The following is a 13,857-nucleotide window of genomic DNA, read 5'->3' as shown; positions in this document are numbered from 1 at the left end:
ATGGCGGCCTGACAGCCGACCTACATCTGTGGGAATGGTCGGACAACCCGGCCGATTTTTCCGACGATCCCTGGCGGTTGCCGGGTGGGAAAGGTTCTCGCTAACCTTTTCCGGTCGCTGCAATTCAGCGACCGGGCCTGGAAAACCCGAAGAGTAAAAGGCGCAACCGAAACCGATATGGAGCGCCAACATGTCTGAACAAACCTCTCGATCAAAAAAAGCCAATCCCGTTTCTAACCTTAAGCCCAAAAAACTAGATGAAACAGCCGAGCGTGCCCTGGACTTTTATCTAAAGCCCAAACCGGATTTTTCCCGATCGCCTGACTCATGCTCAATTTTCACAGTCAACGAGACTCTCGACAGCGAAACCCTCCTGGCCAACCTCAGCGAAACCCTGGCCTCGGCCAATGCCATGCTCAGCGACCTGGCCTTCAACCTGGAAGGCTCCAACCGGCATGTAGCCTTCGGTGTCCAGCAGATGGTCGAACTCAGCGAGTTGCTGGCAAACCGAGCGCTGGATGTCGTCGACCCCCGATAGGTCAGGCAACCTTTTGTGGCGAGAGGATTTACTCCCTCGCCACAATGAACCGGGCAAGTCTTAAGTGAACAGCATTACCACAGTGAGTTCGCAGGACCGGCAGACATCACAATCAAGCCTGCTGAATCGTCTTGGCAATCACATCGACCGTGGCACTGACCTGCTCCTGATACCGGTCAAGTTCTGCCTGGTGCCGCTTCTGCATTTCCATCTGCTGCGAGCACAGGTTCATGGCCGCCAGGACCAACAGACGGTCACCGATCAGGGTCGGGTATTTTCTCTTGGTTTCGGCCAGGGCGGCCTTGAGCATCGCGGCAGCGTCCAGCAGGGCCTGTTCCTGCCCGGCCGGCGCCTTGATCGAATAGTCTTCTCCCAGGATCGAGACGACCGTTACCCCATCGGCGCCGGGCTTCATGCGCTGACAGGACCGGTGCTGGCCCGCTCGATCAACGCCTGGATGCGGGCGGCGGTGGTGCCGTGGAGTTCTTCCTGTTCCATCAGGCTCAGTTGCAGGCTTTCATTTTCATCCTTGGCCCTGGCAAGTTCCGTGCTCAGGGTTTCGTTCAGGCCGGTGAGGTGACGATTCTGTTGCACCAGGTCATTGACCAGTTGCTCCAGCTGGCTGAGGGATGTTTCCAACATATTGATTTCCAGGCTTTTTCAGGGGGCGCGTACGATAAAGAAAAGTCACCGTCGATGCCATGGCTTGCAAGGCGACGGTGCTTCGCTGGCGAGCTGTAGAGACTGCGAATGGGGGATCTGGTTCCTGCCCTTCGTCGCGCCGGCGATGTTGCTCTGCGACAAAAGCACGCAGCCGCCTCAAGACTTCAGGCCCACGACCGATAAGTCAGTGATCATCAGTCACAGCCCGCACGGACGCGCCTCTTCCCGGTACCCTCCATGTCCTTACGTAATATGAATATCGCGCCGCGGGCGTTCCTGGGCTTTGCCCTGATCGGCGCCCTGATGCTGGCTCTTGGGGTGTTCGCCCTGACCCAGATGAGCAAAATCCGCAGTTCCGGCGAAGATATCGTCGAAAACACCGTTCCCAGCATCAAGGCCCTGGGAGACTTCACTCAGCTCAGCCTGCGTTTGCGCGTGCTGTCCTATCGTCTGCTGGTGAATCGCGAGCCGGACATCCAACAGAAAACCTACGAGCTGTTCGATCAACGCAACCAGCAGATTCGCACCGCCCAGGCCACCTATGAAAAACTCATCAGCGCTCCGGAGGAACGGGCCGCCTACGATCAGTTCGTACAACTGCTCGGCCAATACCGCCAACTTGAAGAGCGGATGAAAACCCTGTCGCGCAACAATCAGCTCGATGAGCTGCGTGCGTTGCTCAACACTGAACTGCTGAGCAATTCAGACGCCGTTAATGCGGTCATCAGTCGCCTGGTAGACATCAACAACCAGCAAGCGGAGAGCCTCAACCAAGGCGCAACGCAACAATATTCAACGGCATTCAACTGGGTCGTCACCCTGCTGGTCATCGCCACCGGCCTGACGCTACTGTTCGCCTGGCTGCTGACCCACAGCATCACCCAACCAATCGGCAGTGCCCTGAACGCCGCCGAGGAAATTGCCAAGGGCAACCTGACCCGACCGATCACCGTGGATGGCAGTGACGAAGCCGGTCGCCTGCTGCGAGCGATGTCGACCATGCAGGAAAAGCTGCGCGATACCCTGCAGCGGATCTCCGGTTCGGCCACGCAACTGGCTTCCGCCGCCGAAGAGCTCAACAGCGTCACCGACGAAAGCGCCCGTGGCCTGACCCAACAGAACAACGAGATCGAACAGGCCGCCACCGCGGTCAACGAAATGACCAGCGCCGTGGAAGAAGTGGCGCGCAATGCGGTGAGCACGTCCGAAGCGTCGAAACACGCCACCACCTCCGTGGGCGATGGTCGGGACCTGGTACAGGAAACCGTCAGTGCCATCGAGCGCATGAGCGCCGACGTGCAGGGCACCGCCACGCTGATCGGCAACCTGGCCGATGAATCCCGCGACATCGGCAAGGTGCTGGATGTGATCCGTGGCCTTGCGGATCAGACCAACCTGCTGGCCCTGAACGCCGCCATTGAAGCCGCTCGTGCCGGTGAAGCCGGTCGCGGCTTTGCCGTGGTGGCGGATGAAGTGCGCGCCCTGGCCCATCGCACCCAACAGTCGACCAGCGAAATCGAACGCATGATCGGCAGCATCCAGAGCGGCACCGAACAGGCCGTGGACTCGATGCGCAACAGCACCGAACGCGCCGAGTCGACGCTGAACATCGCCCGCGGCGCCGGCATGTCCCTGGACACCATCAACACCGCCGTCGTCGAAATCAACGAACGCAACCTGGTGATCGCCAGCGCCGCCGAAGAACAGGCCCAGGTGGCCCGTGAAGTGGACCGCAACCTGGTGAACATCCGCGACCTGTCGGTGCAATCGGCCACCGGCGCCAACCAGACCAGCGCCGCCAGTGCCGAACTGTCGCGCCTGGCGGTGGACTTGAACAGCATGGTTGGGCGGTTCAGCCTCTGAACCTTGGGCATTGAAATACCTCGCTCCGTGCCCCCCTCTCGGGTCACGGAGCGCTCCCTCATCGGCCTAAATCAGTGGCTGTGCAACGGCTTCAGCAGGTTTAGGGATCGTGTTATTTACAGGATATGAGCAAAGCCGTCATCGATGATGTGGTGAAAGTGCAGGAATTGCCGGGAAGCCCTTTAGATTCAAAAAGTACTGTCTCGCCTGTAGGAAAAACGTATTCTGTCATCGCAACACCTCCACCGAACAACCAGGACGTTCATCAATGTATAAAAAACACGTAGGGGTCATTTTTCTGCTGCTGAGCGGCTGCTCGCTGCATCCGTATACGAAAGATGACCTGATGAGCACTGGCGTAGCCAGCCCCGAGTATTGCTTAACGCAGGAGCGGAAAGTGGTCGAAGAAAGGGTGCAAGGTTATTTGAATCACTGCTACCACCCTCAAGTGACCGATCTCACAACCGGCGGAACACTCGTCAACACCATTCAATTGAAAATCGACAACAACGCAGAAAGAAGCGACATGGTGCTCTGGGCGCCGACGATCTACGGTAGCCAGTTCTATATGAACGTGATCGTCTCGGAAAAAAATCCCGCCTGCAAAACCACTCTAACCGCCGTTGCGTCCGGCTGGAGCTTTGGACGTAATTTTCCGAAAGTATTGGAGAGCGCTAACGGTGGGAATCCGTGGTGTCCGTTTTAAAAGTAAAAACAAGTAAAAACCGAACGAGAAAAATGCATAATTTTACTTACCTCCTAAAAAAACAAATTCCTTTTCTATAAACCGCACATCAAAAACAGTACTGGTTAATTTTTTACACCGACTCACTCATTAACACCGCCAAAGCCATTACAACCTGACTAGGATTATCTTCCAAACTGACACCATAACCAGAAACTTCCAAACCACTATAATCACCACTAGCAACATACCATTCCTCTTCGGCATCAAACTCTAGCTTAGCGTGAGCCAGAAGATCACCTAACGCATCACCCAAGCCTATATCACAATCCAACTTTCCCTTGTATGAATTTACTGGACTACCGCCCTCCCTATACTTTTCAAACATCCAAGCCTTAACAGCATAAACTTCCCAAGACCGAACGATTACATATAACGCTCGAGGGTCAGCGCCCGCATGTTCTGGAGTATTAAAAAACAACCGCCAATTTGTTAACTCTCTGTCGAAGACAGAGAACCCATACCCACCATCACCATTCGAGTCGATACCTTTTACCATGGAGAGTACTGGCGAATCTCTAAATCGGTAAAGAGCTTTATCCTTATCAACCAAATACCGATCAAGCACTTTTTCGAATTCGACAACTGATATCGCCAGAGGAATTCCCGCCAGAGATTTGGCGGGAACTATCGGCGCCAGCCAAGAAATTTCGAATCCCATATTGCATCTCATTCTGGAACCCACCTATTTTTTGACGAGTCGAATATAACTTTAACACCTTGAGAGTTCAAATATTTTGTATTTTTATCGTATTGCGGATTACCGTCACTTTGGAATGTAGGCTTATACTCCAAAGAGTCAATCACCTTGACCTTATCACCATTAGAGTAGTCAATTTTATAATACTCACCCACGTGCTTTGATGGCGTCTCACTTCCAACAGTTGAGGGGCTATATTGAACCTTCACGATACCAGTGGCACTTCCTTTTATGTCGAATGCTTGAGCGTTACCAGTGGTTCCTTTTTTTACTGAGGGAGTCACAGTTGCGCCTTCCAGCGTAAAAAATTGCTTAAGGTTGTCTATCGACGCTCCCCAGACGCTCGAGGGAGCCTCCACCATATTTACGGGCACACCCGATAGCTCGGCCAAGGCATTGCGCAGCCCCTCCCGGGAAATCGCGGAAGTTGCAGGAAGCTCGTTAGAGGTCCGTCCAACATTACCCGGCAAAACATCAAAATACCCATTATCCGCAGATACAGACGTACTGGTCTTGATTCCCCCCGGGACTACCGTGGCCGACAACCCAGGCGCATTGATAGAGAACGGACTGAACCCCGACTGATCCAACCATTGCCCAAACGACGGCGCCCACCCAGAATCTCCGTCAACATACATTTGAGCAACCTGCTCAATATGAAGCTGACCGACTGTCGTCCAATCGCGGGTATTGCCACCACCTATTCCAGTAAATTTCCCCAGAATATCAGCAGATTTTCCCTCAGGTAACGTAGCAACCAAATTGTCTATGGCTTTAGAGCCAGCATCTATTTCCGCACGAATTTCAGGGCAGTTGCCAACCTTTTGACAATCCATAAGCCGCTGGCGATTTGCCGCGTCTCGAGCATTCGCCTCAGCCTGTAAAGCATCGCAGGTGCCTTCGAGCTCACAGTTTTTGGCTTTCTCAGCAAGCTCCTGAACATCTCGATGGTTTAAGAAATTGTACCGCGTGCCATTTTCAGCCACTTGCGCCGCAACATCGAGATCCCCATTGGAGGCCGCTGCCCCCAGCACACCGGCTATCTTCGAAAGCGCGACCAGATTCTCTTGGGCCTGAATATATTCAGGCGTACCAGGCTTGAGGTTAGAAGGCAGTAACGTATCCCCGAGCAAGCCGATCAGGGCCTCGTTGGCACCACCCGCTATCGCCCCCGTGCGGAAGTCACCTCCCATGACCTCGGCCATCAGCCCGCCCAAGGCCGAGTGCAGGAGGATCTTCTCCAGACCTCCCTCAGCTAGACCCAGGTCCCCGATTTTACCGGCACCGTATGCCCCACCAATGCTTGCCGCCGTTCCGGCCAATGAAGTTGCAAGGTTGTCCTTGAAGCTGCCGCCATAGACGGCTGTTTTAATCGCAGCATCCGCCGTCACTTTCATGGCGACGGTCTTCAAGCCCTCAGTATTGAAACCAACGGTGCTGGGGTTGTAATTGAGTCCTTGTGCAACCCCTGCCGTAGCGATCGATACGGCGTAGCCTTTCATGCTGTCCTTGGAGGTGACGTCCTTGAGCACCGCGCCCAGATTGCCTCGGTTATCGATGGTACTGACCGTCGCTTTGGTCGCAACGCTGATGGCTCCCGCCTGAACCATGGTGTTCAAACCAGCCATCATCGGTCCCATCACCGCTGCCAAGGCAATGGCAATGATCAGCTGCGAAGCGGGGCCCAGTCCCGAGGTGTTGTATTTGAAGGACTCATGGATTTCCTTCACTTGTCGCCAGTCAACATCGCCGCGCTGCTCAGCTTCCTTGATCCAGGCCAGTTGCGGATCGGCTTTTACCATCGCATCAATGGTCTGGCTGACCGTTTGCCGGTCGACATGCTTGATATCGATCTTCAGGCCTTCAACCGCCTTGATGGTGATCGCACCTGCCGCCGCCATCTGGGTTTGACGCAAGGTTTCGTCGGTGTTGCCCTTACCCTTCGCGGAGTTCCAGAACGCATTGTTATTGGTCTTGGTATGAGTCTCGTCATGCAGGTCCTTGACGCCCTCGAAAATAATGGCACCACCACTGTCAATGGTCAGATCCTTGCCGCTCTGCAACTTAGCGACTTGGTAGCGCTGATCGTCGCCGCTCTTGAGAGTCAGGTCGCCGCCTGTCTGGATTTGGCTACCAACATGGGTAATTTGCGTCACTTCGTCGTGCCGCATCTTCAAGCTGCCCCAACCACCCTTCTTCTTCATGTCATACAGCGAATAATCCCGATTCTGCTCAGCCAGCAGACTCAACTGCTTACCCGCGACCAGATAGGCCTCGTCACCCGCCTTGATCCTGCTCGCAACCATCGACAGATCATTGCGTGCAGCCACCGTTACATTACCGCCGGCATCCAGTGTCGTTGCCTGCTGCTGGACATGGTCTTCTTCCTTGTTGATCTTCTTGCCGCTGCGTTTGTAACGGTATTCGCTGGAGTCTTCGTTCGCCGCCGATATCAGGGATACGTCGGTACCGGACAGATTGATATCGCCCTTGGCCTCGAGATGGCTGGCGACGACGGTCAGGTTGTTGCCGGCCGTGGCATTCAGGTCGCCACCGGCTTTAACTTCGCTGGCGTGCTGGACGGTCTGGCTCTGTTCCCAGAAGTGGCGTTTGTCCTTGCGCATCGAGCCGTTTTCTTCGCGGGCGGCGGAGATGACGATGTCTTTTCCCGCGCTCAGGTCAACGTCGTTGCCCGCCGTGATCGCTCCGCCCACGTTCAGTAAATCGCCCGCCGCTTTCACGGTGAGGTTGTTACCGGCCTCGATGCGTGCCGCAGTGTCGACGACCGAGGTTTTCGAGCTGAAGCCCTTGCCGCTGTTCTCGATGATGCTGACGGTCCGGTCGTTGCGGATGTCGCCGGTCAAGGTCGACAGCTCGACGTCCTTGCCCTTGAGAATGCCCCCTCGCATGTTGACCAGGTCTTTGCCGGCGACCAGCTTGAGCCGCTCCCCGGCTTCGGCCAGGCGTGTGTTGACCAGATTGTTGCCGGCCGCTGCCGAGAGGTTTTCGCTGGCACGCAAGGTTCCGGCGTTCTTCAGGTCGGCGCCGGCAATCAGGGTGACGTCCTTGCCCTGGATCAGCGCGCCATCGGCCATCAGCCGGTTGTTGGCCTGGGCCAGATACAGCACCGGCACCAGTACGTGTTCGCCATTGACGACCTGGTCCTCCATCCAGACGATGTCGTGGGTCAGTGCGGCGACCTGCTGCGAGGTGAGGGTCACGCCGACGGCCAGGTTCAGTTGTTCCTTGCTGGCGATGGCGTTGTTCATCAGGTACTTGAACGTGCCCTCATCGCTGGTCTGCCCATCGATGAACCGTTGCCCGGTGCGGGCAAGCATCGCCTGTTGGATCAAGCGTTGCTCGTACAAGCCATCGCCCAGGCGTTTCCAACTGGTGTCAGGGTCATAACCCAGCTTGTCCAGCAGGTAATCCGAGCTCATGAACTGCTTGAGGTCGGTCAGCGCGGGATTGGTCTCGATCAGGTACTTGGGGCCAACGATGACCCGGCTCGCATCCGAACCCTGGACAGTGGCCAGGCTCTGGTCACGACTGCCTTGCGCAGCCGCCGCGCTGTCGACGACGTGGAACAGGCCATTGTCGCCCGTCGGCAAGGTGAACCCGGGCAGGGTAGTCGGGTTCACCTGTTGCTGGGCCAGATCGGGTGGCAATTGCGGGTTGAGCACCACGACCGCTGGTTGTGCGGATTGGGCCACCCCGGTTGCCACTGATTTTGCCGTACCCGCCACTGGCATCTGGAACTGCGCGACGCTGCTGTTTTCCAGCTGCTGCGTCGCCTGGATGCTGATGTTGCCCCCGGATTGAACCACCGCCGCCGACATCGGCACACCCGGCGTTACGGTCGTGATGTCACCTACCTGAAGAAAGCTGTTGAGTGCGCTGACAGGGACTTGTTTCGGGTTGGCCTGGGCGTTGTAGGGAACGATGTACCGGTCCCGGAAACGCTCATCGGTTCCGTCGGTGACCCTGCCGGTGTTCCAGGTCCGCGTTCTGACGCTGGTACCGGAAGCGGCGCCGACGTTGGCAAAGTTATCGGCCTTGATCAGCAGGTCGGCAGCCGAGGCCATCACGCTGTATTTATTGGTGACAATGGAGCCGTCAACGGTCAGCTTCGCGCCACTTATCAGGGTGGCGCTGGCCGAGTCCGCAAGCACTACGCTCTGATAGGTTTCATTGGCTATGTAGTCGACATTGTGATGATCACCGCTACAGTCATAGCACTTGACACTGATGGAGCCCGACACCAGCTCGTCGGTCGTGGTGAAGACGTCCTTGCGATTGATCAGCACGTCGCTGCGCAGCGACATGTCCCTTGCCGACTCGAGGGTGCCGGAGATGTTCTCGAGCAGTTCGCTGCGAGCGACACCATCGCGCGCCGCGACATTCAGCTCGCCAAGGCTGTAGACGTCCGCAACGTAGTTGGTGAAGCGGTTGAAGCGCAGCGCCATGTCGGCGCCGCTGAACATCAGGCCGTGATCGTTACTCGCCTCGTTGGCAACCAGTTCGACGGTGTCGGCGCCGCCCAGCGTGCCCGTGTTGGTCAGGTTGGCGGCTGTGAGGGAGAACTTGCCGCCACCGGTGATTCGCCCGGCATTGTTCAGTGCACCGAGACTGGTGACGGTGGTGGCGCCGCCTCCAGTCAGGCGCGAGCCGCTCGATACATCGAGGCTGGCGGCGCTCAAGTCGAACTGACCGACGCTACTGACCCGACTGTTTCCGCTGCCGACATAGGCCCCGATCAGCGTCAGGTCCAGATCACCGTCGCTGCTGATGAGGCCTGCGTTGTTCCAGGTGCCACCCGTGGCGAGCATGCTTTGCACTGCAACCAGCTTGCCGTCACTGGATTGGTTGAGCTGACCGACCTTCAGATCCAGCACATCGGCCTGGATCTGCGAGCTGTTATCCCAACGCGCCGCATCGACGGTCAAGGTGCCCGAGGTCGTCAGACTGCCGCCGACGTTGCTGAACCTGGCGAGGTCCACATCTAACGTGCCGGTCCCCACATGACGGACATTGCCGCCAGCATTCTTGAAGCCAGCCATCTGCAAGGACAGGTCCTGGGTAGCCGCCTCAATGCTGCCGCTCTGGTTATCCAGCAATTGGCCAACCGTCAGGGTCGCGGAGCCCAGTTTGCCCACCGAGCGTAGCTTGCCGCCCTGGTTGTCAATCGACGCTGCGCCGATCAGCAGGCCATTGGCGCCCTCCACCAAACCATCCAGATTGGTCAGTGCCCCGGTCAGACCGAAATCGACGGCGTCTGCCGCAGCCCGTCCGCCGCTGTTATCCAGATCATGGGCGCGTACCGTCAGAACCTGCTTGGCAAGCAGTGCGCCGTTGCGATTTTCGAGCGTGGCGGTGGTGATTTCGGCAGCCCCGGACAAGGCCGACACCTGCCCGCCATTGTTGAGCACCGCCTGCGTCGCAGCGAGGTTGACGGACTGTGCCTGGATCAATCCGGCATCGCCGCCTGCGGTGAGGGACTCGCCGTTGTTCAGCACCTTGTCGAGAGTGGTTTTCAGCCAGCCATCGACACTTGCCAGGACACCGCCCCGGTTATCGAGACTGCTCGCCTCGACATCCACGTTTCCGGCCTGGGCGATGGCGCTGCCGTCGCGATTGACGAAATCACCGGTGATATCGACCGTCAGGTTGCCTTGGCTAAGCAGACTGCCATTGGCGTTATCGAGACCGCCGCCGCTGATCGTCAGCCCCTGCTCGGTGCTGATGATGGCTTTACCGTTATTGAGCAGGTGCTTGCGAGCGGTCAGGCTCATGGCCTTGACCGAGGCCATATAGCCATCGGCACTGTTGTCGATACTGTCCGCAGTCAGGGTCAGTTTCCCCTGGCTGATCAACTTGCCGTTCTGCTGGTTGAAGCTGTTCAGCGTGGCAACGATGTCGCCCTGGCTGGTGATCTGTCCGCCACCATTTTCGACACTGTCACCGTCAAGGGTCAGCCCGGCGTTGGCGGCAATTTTGCCTCCGCTGTTATCCAGGGCTGTTGTTTCGAACTCCAGGGTGTCTTTGCTGCTGATGACACCGTCGGTGTTTTTTAGCGTTTCAGCAACAAGGCTCTGCTTGCCATCGCTGGCGATAATCCCGTCATCACGGTTATCCAGCGTTCCAGTCGCCACCGCTTTCATTTCACCCTGGCTGACCAGCGTGCCGGCGCGGTTGTCGATGTCTTTGCTGTTGAGTGTCAGGGTTTTCCCTGCAGCAAAGGTGCCGCCGCGATTGTCGAGGGTTTGTGTGGTCGTGGCTTTCAAGTCTCGACTGGCGATCACGCTTTGCCCACGGTTGTCGATGTTGGCCGCCGTGAGCACGACGTCGCCGATCTGGTTGCGGGTGTTGTCGGCGTTGACCCCGGCTTCGACGATGCCCAGGTTGTTGAGCTGGCCGTTCGTCGTCAGCGTGACACTGTCGCGCGCGGCAATGGCGCGCCGGTTGTCGATGGTTCCCTGGGTCGTCGCCTGGACATGGCTGCCGGCATAGATCGTCTCCCGGGCGTCCAGACTTGCAGCCTTGATATCGACGGCCCCTGCCGCCGTGGCTTGCGCCAGGCTCAAATGACCATTGGCGTCGAGCTGGATGTCGCCGCCGCTGGCGATCATCTGACCGTCCAGTTTCACGCCGACACCGGCCTCGGTGCCCACCAGTTTGATGGCGCCTGCGTACATGCCGCCCAGCGCCGAGGAATCGATGGCGAGTTGCGGTTTGGCGCTGCCGTCGTCGGCGCGGGCGGTGGCGTTGAGGGTGGCAGCGTCGACGTCGTTGCGGCCGGCAACGATGGTCAGGTTTTTCGCCTGGATCTCGGCGTTGATCTTGGCGCTGCGGGTGATGATTTCGAAGCGGTCGACGTTGTTGGCGTTGAGGCCCGCACCTTCGATAGCGATGCTGCCCTGGTCGACCTGGTAGCGACTCACCTGGCCGTTTTCAATGATCGGTTTACCCGTGGTCAGGGTCGCCTTCGGGGTGTTGATGAAACCGCAGCCGTTACAGGTGATGCCATAGGGGTTGGCGACGATGACATGGGCCGACTGCCCTGCCACTTCGGTGTAACCGCGTAATTGGCTGGGGCTGCCGCCGTTGACTTCGTTGAGAATGACCCGGGCGGCCGTGCCCTTGAGGTTCGGGTTGCCAAGGATGATTCCGCCCAGTTGCGTGGCTTGGGCGGGGTTGGTGGCGTTGTTGAGGATGACGCCGTTGCTGCCGACGTTGTAGTCCTTGAACTGGTTGTGGGACAGACCATTGCCGTTGGGCTTGGCGATATTGACGATGGGCACGCCGTTGCCCGCCTGGCCGAGGCTGGTGCCCGGTGCGCTGACGACGATGCCGTCGGCCTGGGCCCACATCGGTTGCCAGAACATGACGTTCGCCAGCAGGAACGCCAGGCCGCGCTTGGGCATGCCGCAGAACAGGTCGCGGGGTTTCAGGGCAGCAGAGGGTTGGCGGGCCAGCAAGGCGTATTGACGATCGTCCATGTTCAAGTCTCGTTGCAGCAGAATTTAAAGAAGCCGGAATCAAAAAAAGGCGTCCACTCGGAAGTAGATCGGCGCCTCACGCTCGGTCAGGGCATCCGGGCGTTCCAGGGAGTGGGCGAAGGTGACGCTGGTGGTGAGGTGCTGGCCGCGGGCGAACAACTCCACCGAGTTGCTCGACATGCGCCCATGCTGATCGCCGTTGTAGCGGGTCCCGCTGATCACACCCTGGTCATAGCCCAGGCTGGTGCCGTATTCGGCAAATACCGGACGCAGCCATTCCAGGGTCACCGGGCGGCTCCAGCGCAGGTCGTTGCGCCAGTAGCCACCGTTGTCACCGGCCAGCGACTGGTCCTTGTAGCCCCGAATCGAAGACTCCCCGCCCAGGCTCATGCGCTGCGGGCTGAACAGCACGTCTTCGCTGTGCTGGCCGGTCATCAGGCTGCTGAAGCTGAACGACTCGTCCCACAGCTGGAACGGTTGCAGGTAGCTGGCAGTGGCGGTGTATTTGCGATAGCGGGCGTCAGCCTGACCGGGGGCCGGGTCGTGGTTGGCCTGGGCATCGAAGGCGCCGATGCCTTGCTGCATGCCCAGGTCCAGGTTGACGAAAGCACCGCCGACCCGTCGCCCGTGGTTGATGCCGAACTGCGCTTCGCTCAGGCGATTGCTGCTCAGAGCCAGTTTGCTGTCTTCGATGAAGTTGTTGCTGCGCAGGTAAGCCAGACCGGTGTTGAGGGAGGTCTTGCTCAGGGCGTCGCGGTAGATCACCCGCTCGACCCGCAACTGATGGTTCTGACTGTCGCCGGTCTGCTTGAAGTTGAAACCATTGGCCGCGATCTGCGAGCGGTACTCGCTCTGGCTGTAGGTGTAGCTGACATTCCACCAGCCAAACGGCAGGTTGTAATAAAGCATGGCGTTGCGCGAGGTGTGCTGGTGATCGGTCATCGCGTCATGACCACCGCGCAGCATCAACTGATCGGCCAGGCCCAGCGGGCTGTCCCACTCGAAGCGGGTACCCCACTGCTGCTCGCCGGTGCTGCGCTGGCCGTCGTTGCTGCGGGACAGGCCGACGCGCCAGGGCTTCTGCGGGGTATTTTTAACCAGCACTTCACTGCCGCCGACGTTCTGGCCGGGGGTCAGCTCCATCTGCGCCTGATTCGACGGCAGGCGATTGAGCTGGTCGACCATCTGCTCGATCTCCCGCAGGTTGACCAGCTCCCCGGTCTTGCCGGGAAACGCCATCGCCAACTCACGCTCCGACAATTGGCTGTTCTCGGCGCCTTTCAAACCTTCGAGGCGGCCCTCGACCACCAGCACTTGCAGGTGCCCGCTGGAGAGGTCCTGTTGCGGCAAGTAGGCACGGCTGGTGACCAGGCCTTTCTCGATGTAGTGGTCGGTGATGACCTTGAGCAGTTCATTGAGCTGGGGCACACCCAGGCATTGGCCGAGGTAGGGCTGGAGCAGACGCTCGCGCTCACTGGCGGAGAGGCTGTCGGCGCCTTTGAGTTCGATGGTCTTGATGGGGAAGCAACGGGTGTCGACCGGGGCGGGCGGCTGGGTCGGCTTCGCTTGCTGGCCGGGCAGGTCCTTGAGTTCTTCCAGACGGCGACGCTGCTCTTCGAGCAAACGGTTCTGGCGCTCGCGGATGAGGTCGGTTTCACCGGGAGTCGGGGCGGCGTGAGCCAGGGTAAGCGGAGACAGGCACAGCAAAGCCAGGCACAACCTCGCCCAATGGGCGGGTGTAAACATGTTCGATCCCTCGGAAATGACCTCCAAAAAACGGCGCGATGTTAGGTAGCCATCTTTTTTTCGTCAATTGAATATTTGAGCACTGAGGATATTGTTGGAATCG

At 58.3% G+C, this 13,857-nt stretch carries 8 protein-coding genes and 1 pseudogene; 4 read left to right on the top strand and 5 right to left on the bottom strand.

The genetic code is table 11. The annotated features are described in order from the left end of the window. Positions 1-190 precede the first annotated feature (190 nt). A complete protein-coding gene (locus LOY67_RS02365; protein ID WP_265065778.1) occupies positions 191-538 on the top strand; it encodes a DUF6124 family protein in 348 nt (115 codons plus the stop codon). Positions 539-650: 112 nt separating this feature from the next. Here the strand turns inward: LOY67_RS02365 and LOY67_RS02360 are convergent, their stop codons facing one another. Continuing rightward, positions 651-953 carry a cell division protein ZapA gene (locus LOY67_RS02360; RefSeq protein WP_265065777.1) on the bottom strand — a complete coding sequence of 101 codons (303 nt, stop codon included), beginning with the start codon at positions 951-953 and terminating at the stop codon, positions 651-653. Next, positions 950-1,180, bottom strand: coding sequence for a hypothetical protein (locus LOY67_RS02355; protein ID WP_265065776.1), 231 nt, complete (start codon positions 1,178-1,180; stop codon positions 950-952). Before LOY67_RS02355 ends, LOY67_RS02360 begins: the two co-directional genes overlap by 4 nt. A 258-nt stretch (positions 1,181-1,438) precedes the next feature. Between LOY67_RS02355 and LOY67_RS02350 the strand changes: the two genes are divergently transcribed. The 3 genes and pseudogenes from LOY67_RS02350 (at position 1,439) to LOY67_RS02340 (ending at position 3,770) form a co-directional block, all read left to right on the top strand. Next, positions 1,439-3,064: a methyl-accepting chemotaxis protein gene (locus LOY67_RS02350; RefSeq protein WP_265065775.1), complete on the top strand. Its 1,626-nt coding sequence runs from the start codon at positions 1,439-1,441 to the stop codon at positions 3,062-3,064. Between the two features lie 107 nt (positions 3,065-3,171). Next, positions 3,172-3,351, top strand: a pseudogene (locus LOY67_RS02345) (DUF3077 domain-containing protein); the annotation flags it as partial. After that, positions 3,333-3,770: a hypothetical protein gene (locus tag LOY67_RS02340; protein ID WP_265065774.1), complete on the top strand. Its 438-nt coding sequence runs from the start codon at positions 3,333-3,335 to the stop codon at positions 3,768-3,770. The pseudogene LOY67_RS02345 and the gene LOY67_RS02340, both read left to right, overlap by 19 nt. 112 nt (positions 3,771-3,882) lie before the next feature. Here LOY67_RS02340 and LOY67_RS02335 read toward each other — a convergent pair whose 3' ends face one another. From LOY67_RS02335 to LOY67_RS02325, 3 genes are read right to left on the bottom strand one after another with little or no spacing between them, the layout of a single operon-like run. Continuing rightward, complete coding sequence (locus tag LOY67_RS02335) at positions 3,883-4,470, bottom strand: hypothetical protein (protein ID WP_265065773.1); 588 nt, start codon at positions 4,468-4,470, stop codon at positions 3,883-3,885. An 8-nt stretch (positions 4,471-4,478) separates the two neighbouring features. After that, the gene (locus LOY67_RS02330) at positions 4,479-12,008 is read right to left on the bottom strand and encodes a DUF637 domain-containing protein (protein WP_413776159.1); all 7,530 of its coding nucleotides are present in this window, start codon (positions 12,006-12,008) and stop codon (positions 4,479-4,481) included. Between the two features lie 39 nt (positions 12,009-12,047). Further along, complete coding sequence (locus LOY67_RS02325; protein ID WP_265065771.1) at positions 12,048-13,754, bottom strand: ShlB/FhaC/HecB family hemolysin secretion/activation protein; 1,707 nt, start codon at positions 13,752-13,754, stop codon at positions 12,048-12,050. Positions 13,755-13,857: the final 103 nt, after the last annotated feature.

Source organism: Pseudomonas sp. B21-056 (assembly GCF_026016325.1).
Taxonomy (GTDB): Bacteria; Pseudomonadota; Gammaproteobacteria; order Pseudomonadales; family Pseudomonadaceae; genus Aquipseudomonas.
This window is presented reverse-complemented; position numbering and strand designations above follow the sequence as displayed.

Excerpts from the sequence above, each read along its gene's own strand:
- LOY67_RS02365 (WP_265065778.1), top strand. The coding sequence starts at position 191 with ATGTCTGAACAAACCTCTCGATCAAAAAAAGCCAATCCCGTTTCTAAC.
- LOY67_RS02360 (WP_265065777.1), bottom strand. The coding sequence starts at position 953 with ATGAAGCCCGGCGCCGATGGGGTAACGGTCGTCTCGATCCTGGGAGAA.
- LOY67_RS02355 (WP_265065776.1), bottom strand. The coding sequence starts at position 1,180 with ATGTTGGAAACATCCCTCAGCCAGCTGGAGCAACTGGTCAATGACCTG.
- LOY67_RS02350 (WP_265065775.1), top strand. The coding sequence starts at position 1,439 with ATGTCCTTACGTAATATGAATATCGCGCCGCGGGCGTTCCTGGGCTTT.
- LOY67_RS02340 (WP_265065774.1), top strand. The coding sequence starts at position 3,333 with ATGTATAAAAAACACGTAGGGGTCATTTTTCTGCTGCTGAGCGGCTGC.
- LOY67_RS02335 (WP_265065773.1), bottom strand. The coding sequence starts at position 4,470 with ATGGGATTCGAAATTTCTTGGCTGGCGCCGATAGTTCCCGCCAAATCT.
- LOY67_RS02330 (WP_413776159.1), bottom strand. The coding sequence starts at position 12,008 with ATGGACGATCGTCAATACGCCTTGCTGGCCCGCCAACCCTCTGCTGCC.
- LOY67_RS02325 (WP_265065771.1), bottom strand. The coding sequence starts at position 13,754 with ATGTTTACACCCGCCCATTGGGCGAGGTTGTGCCTGGCTTTGCTGTGC.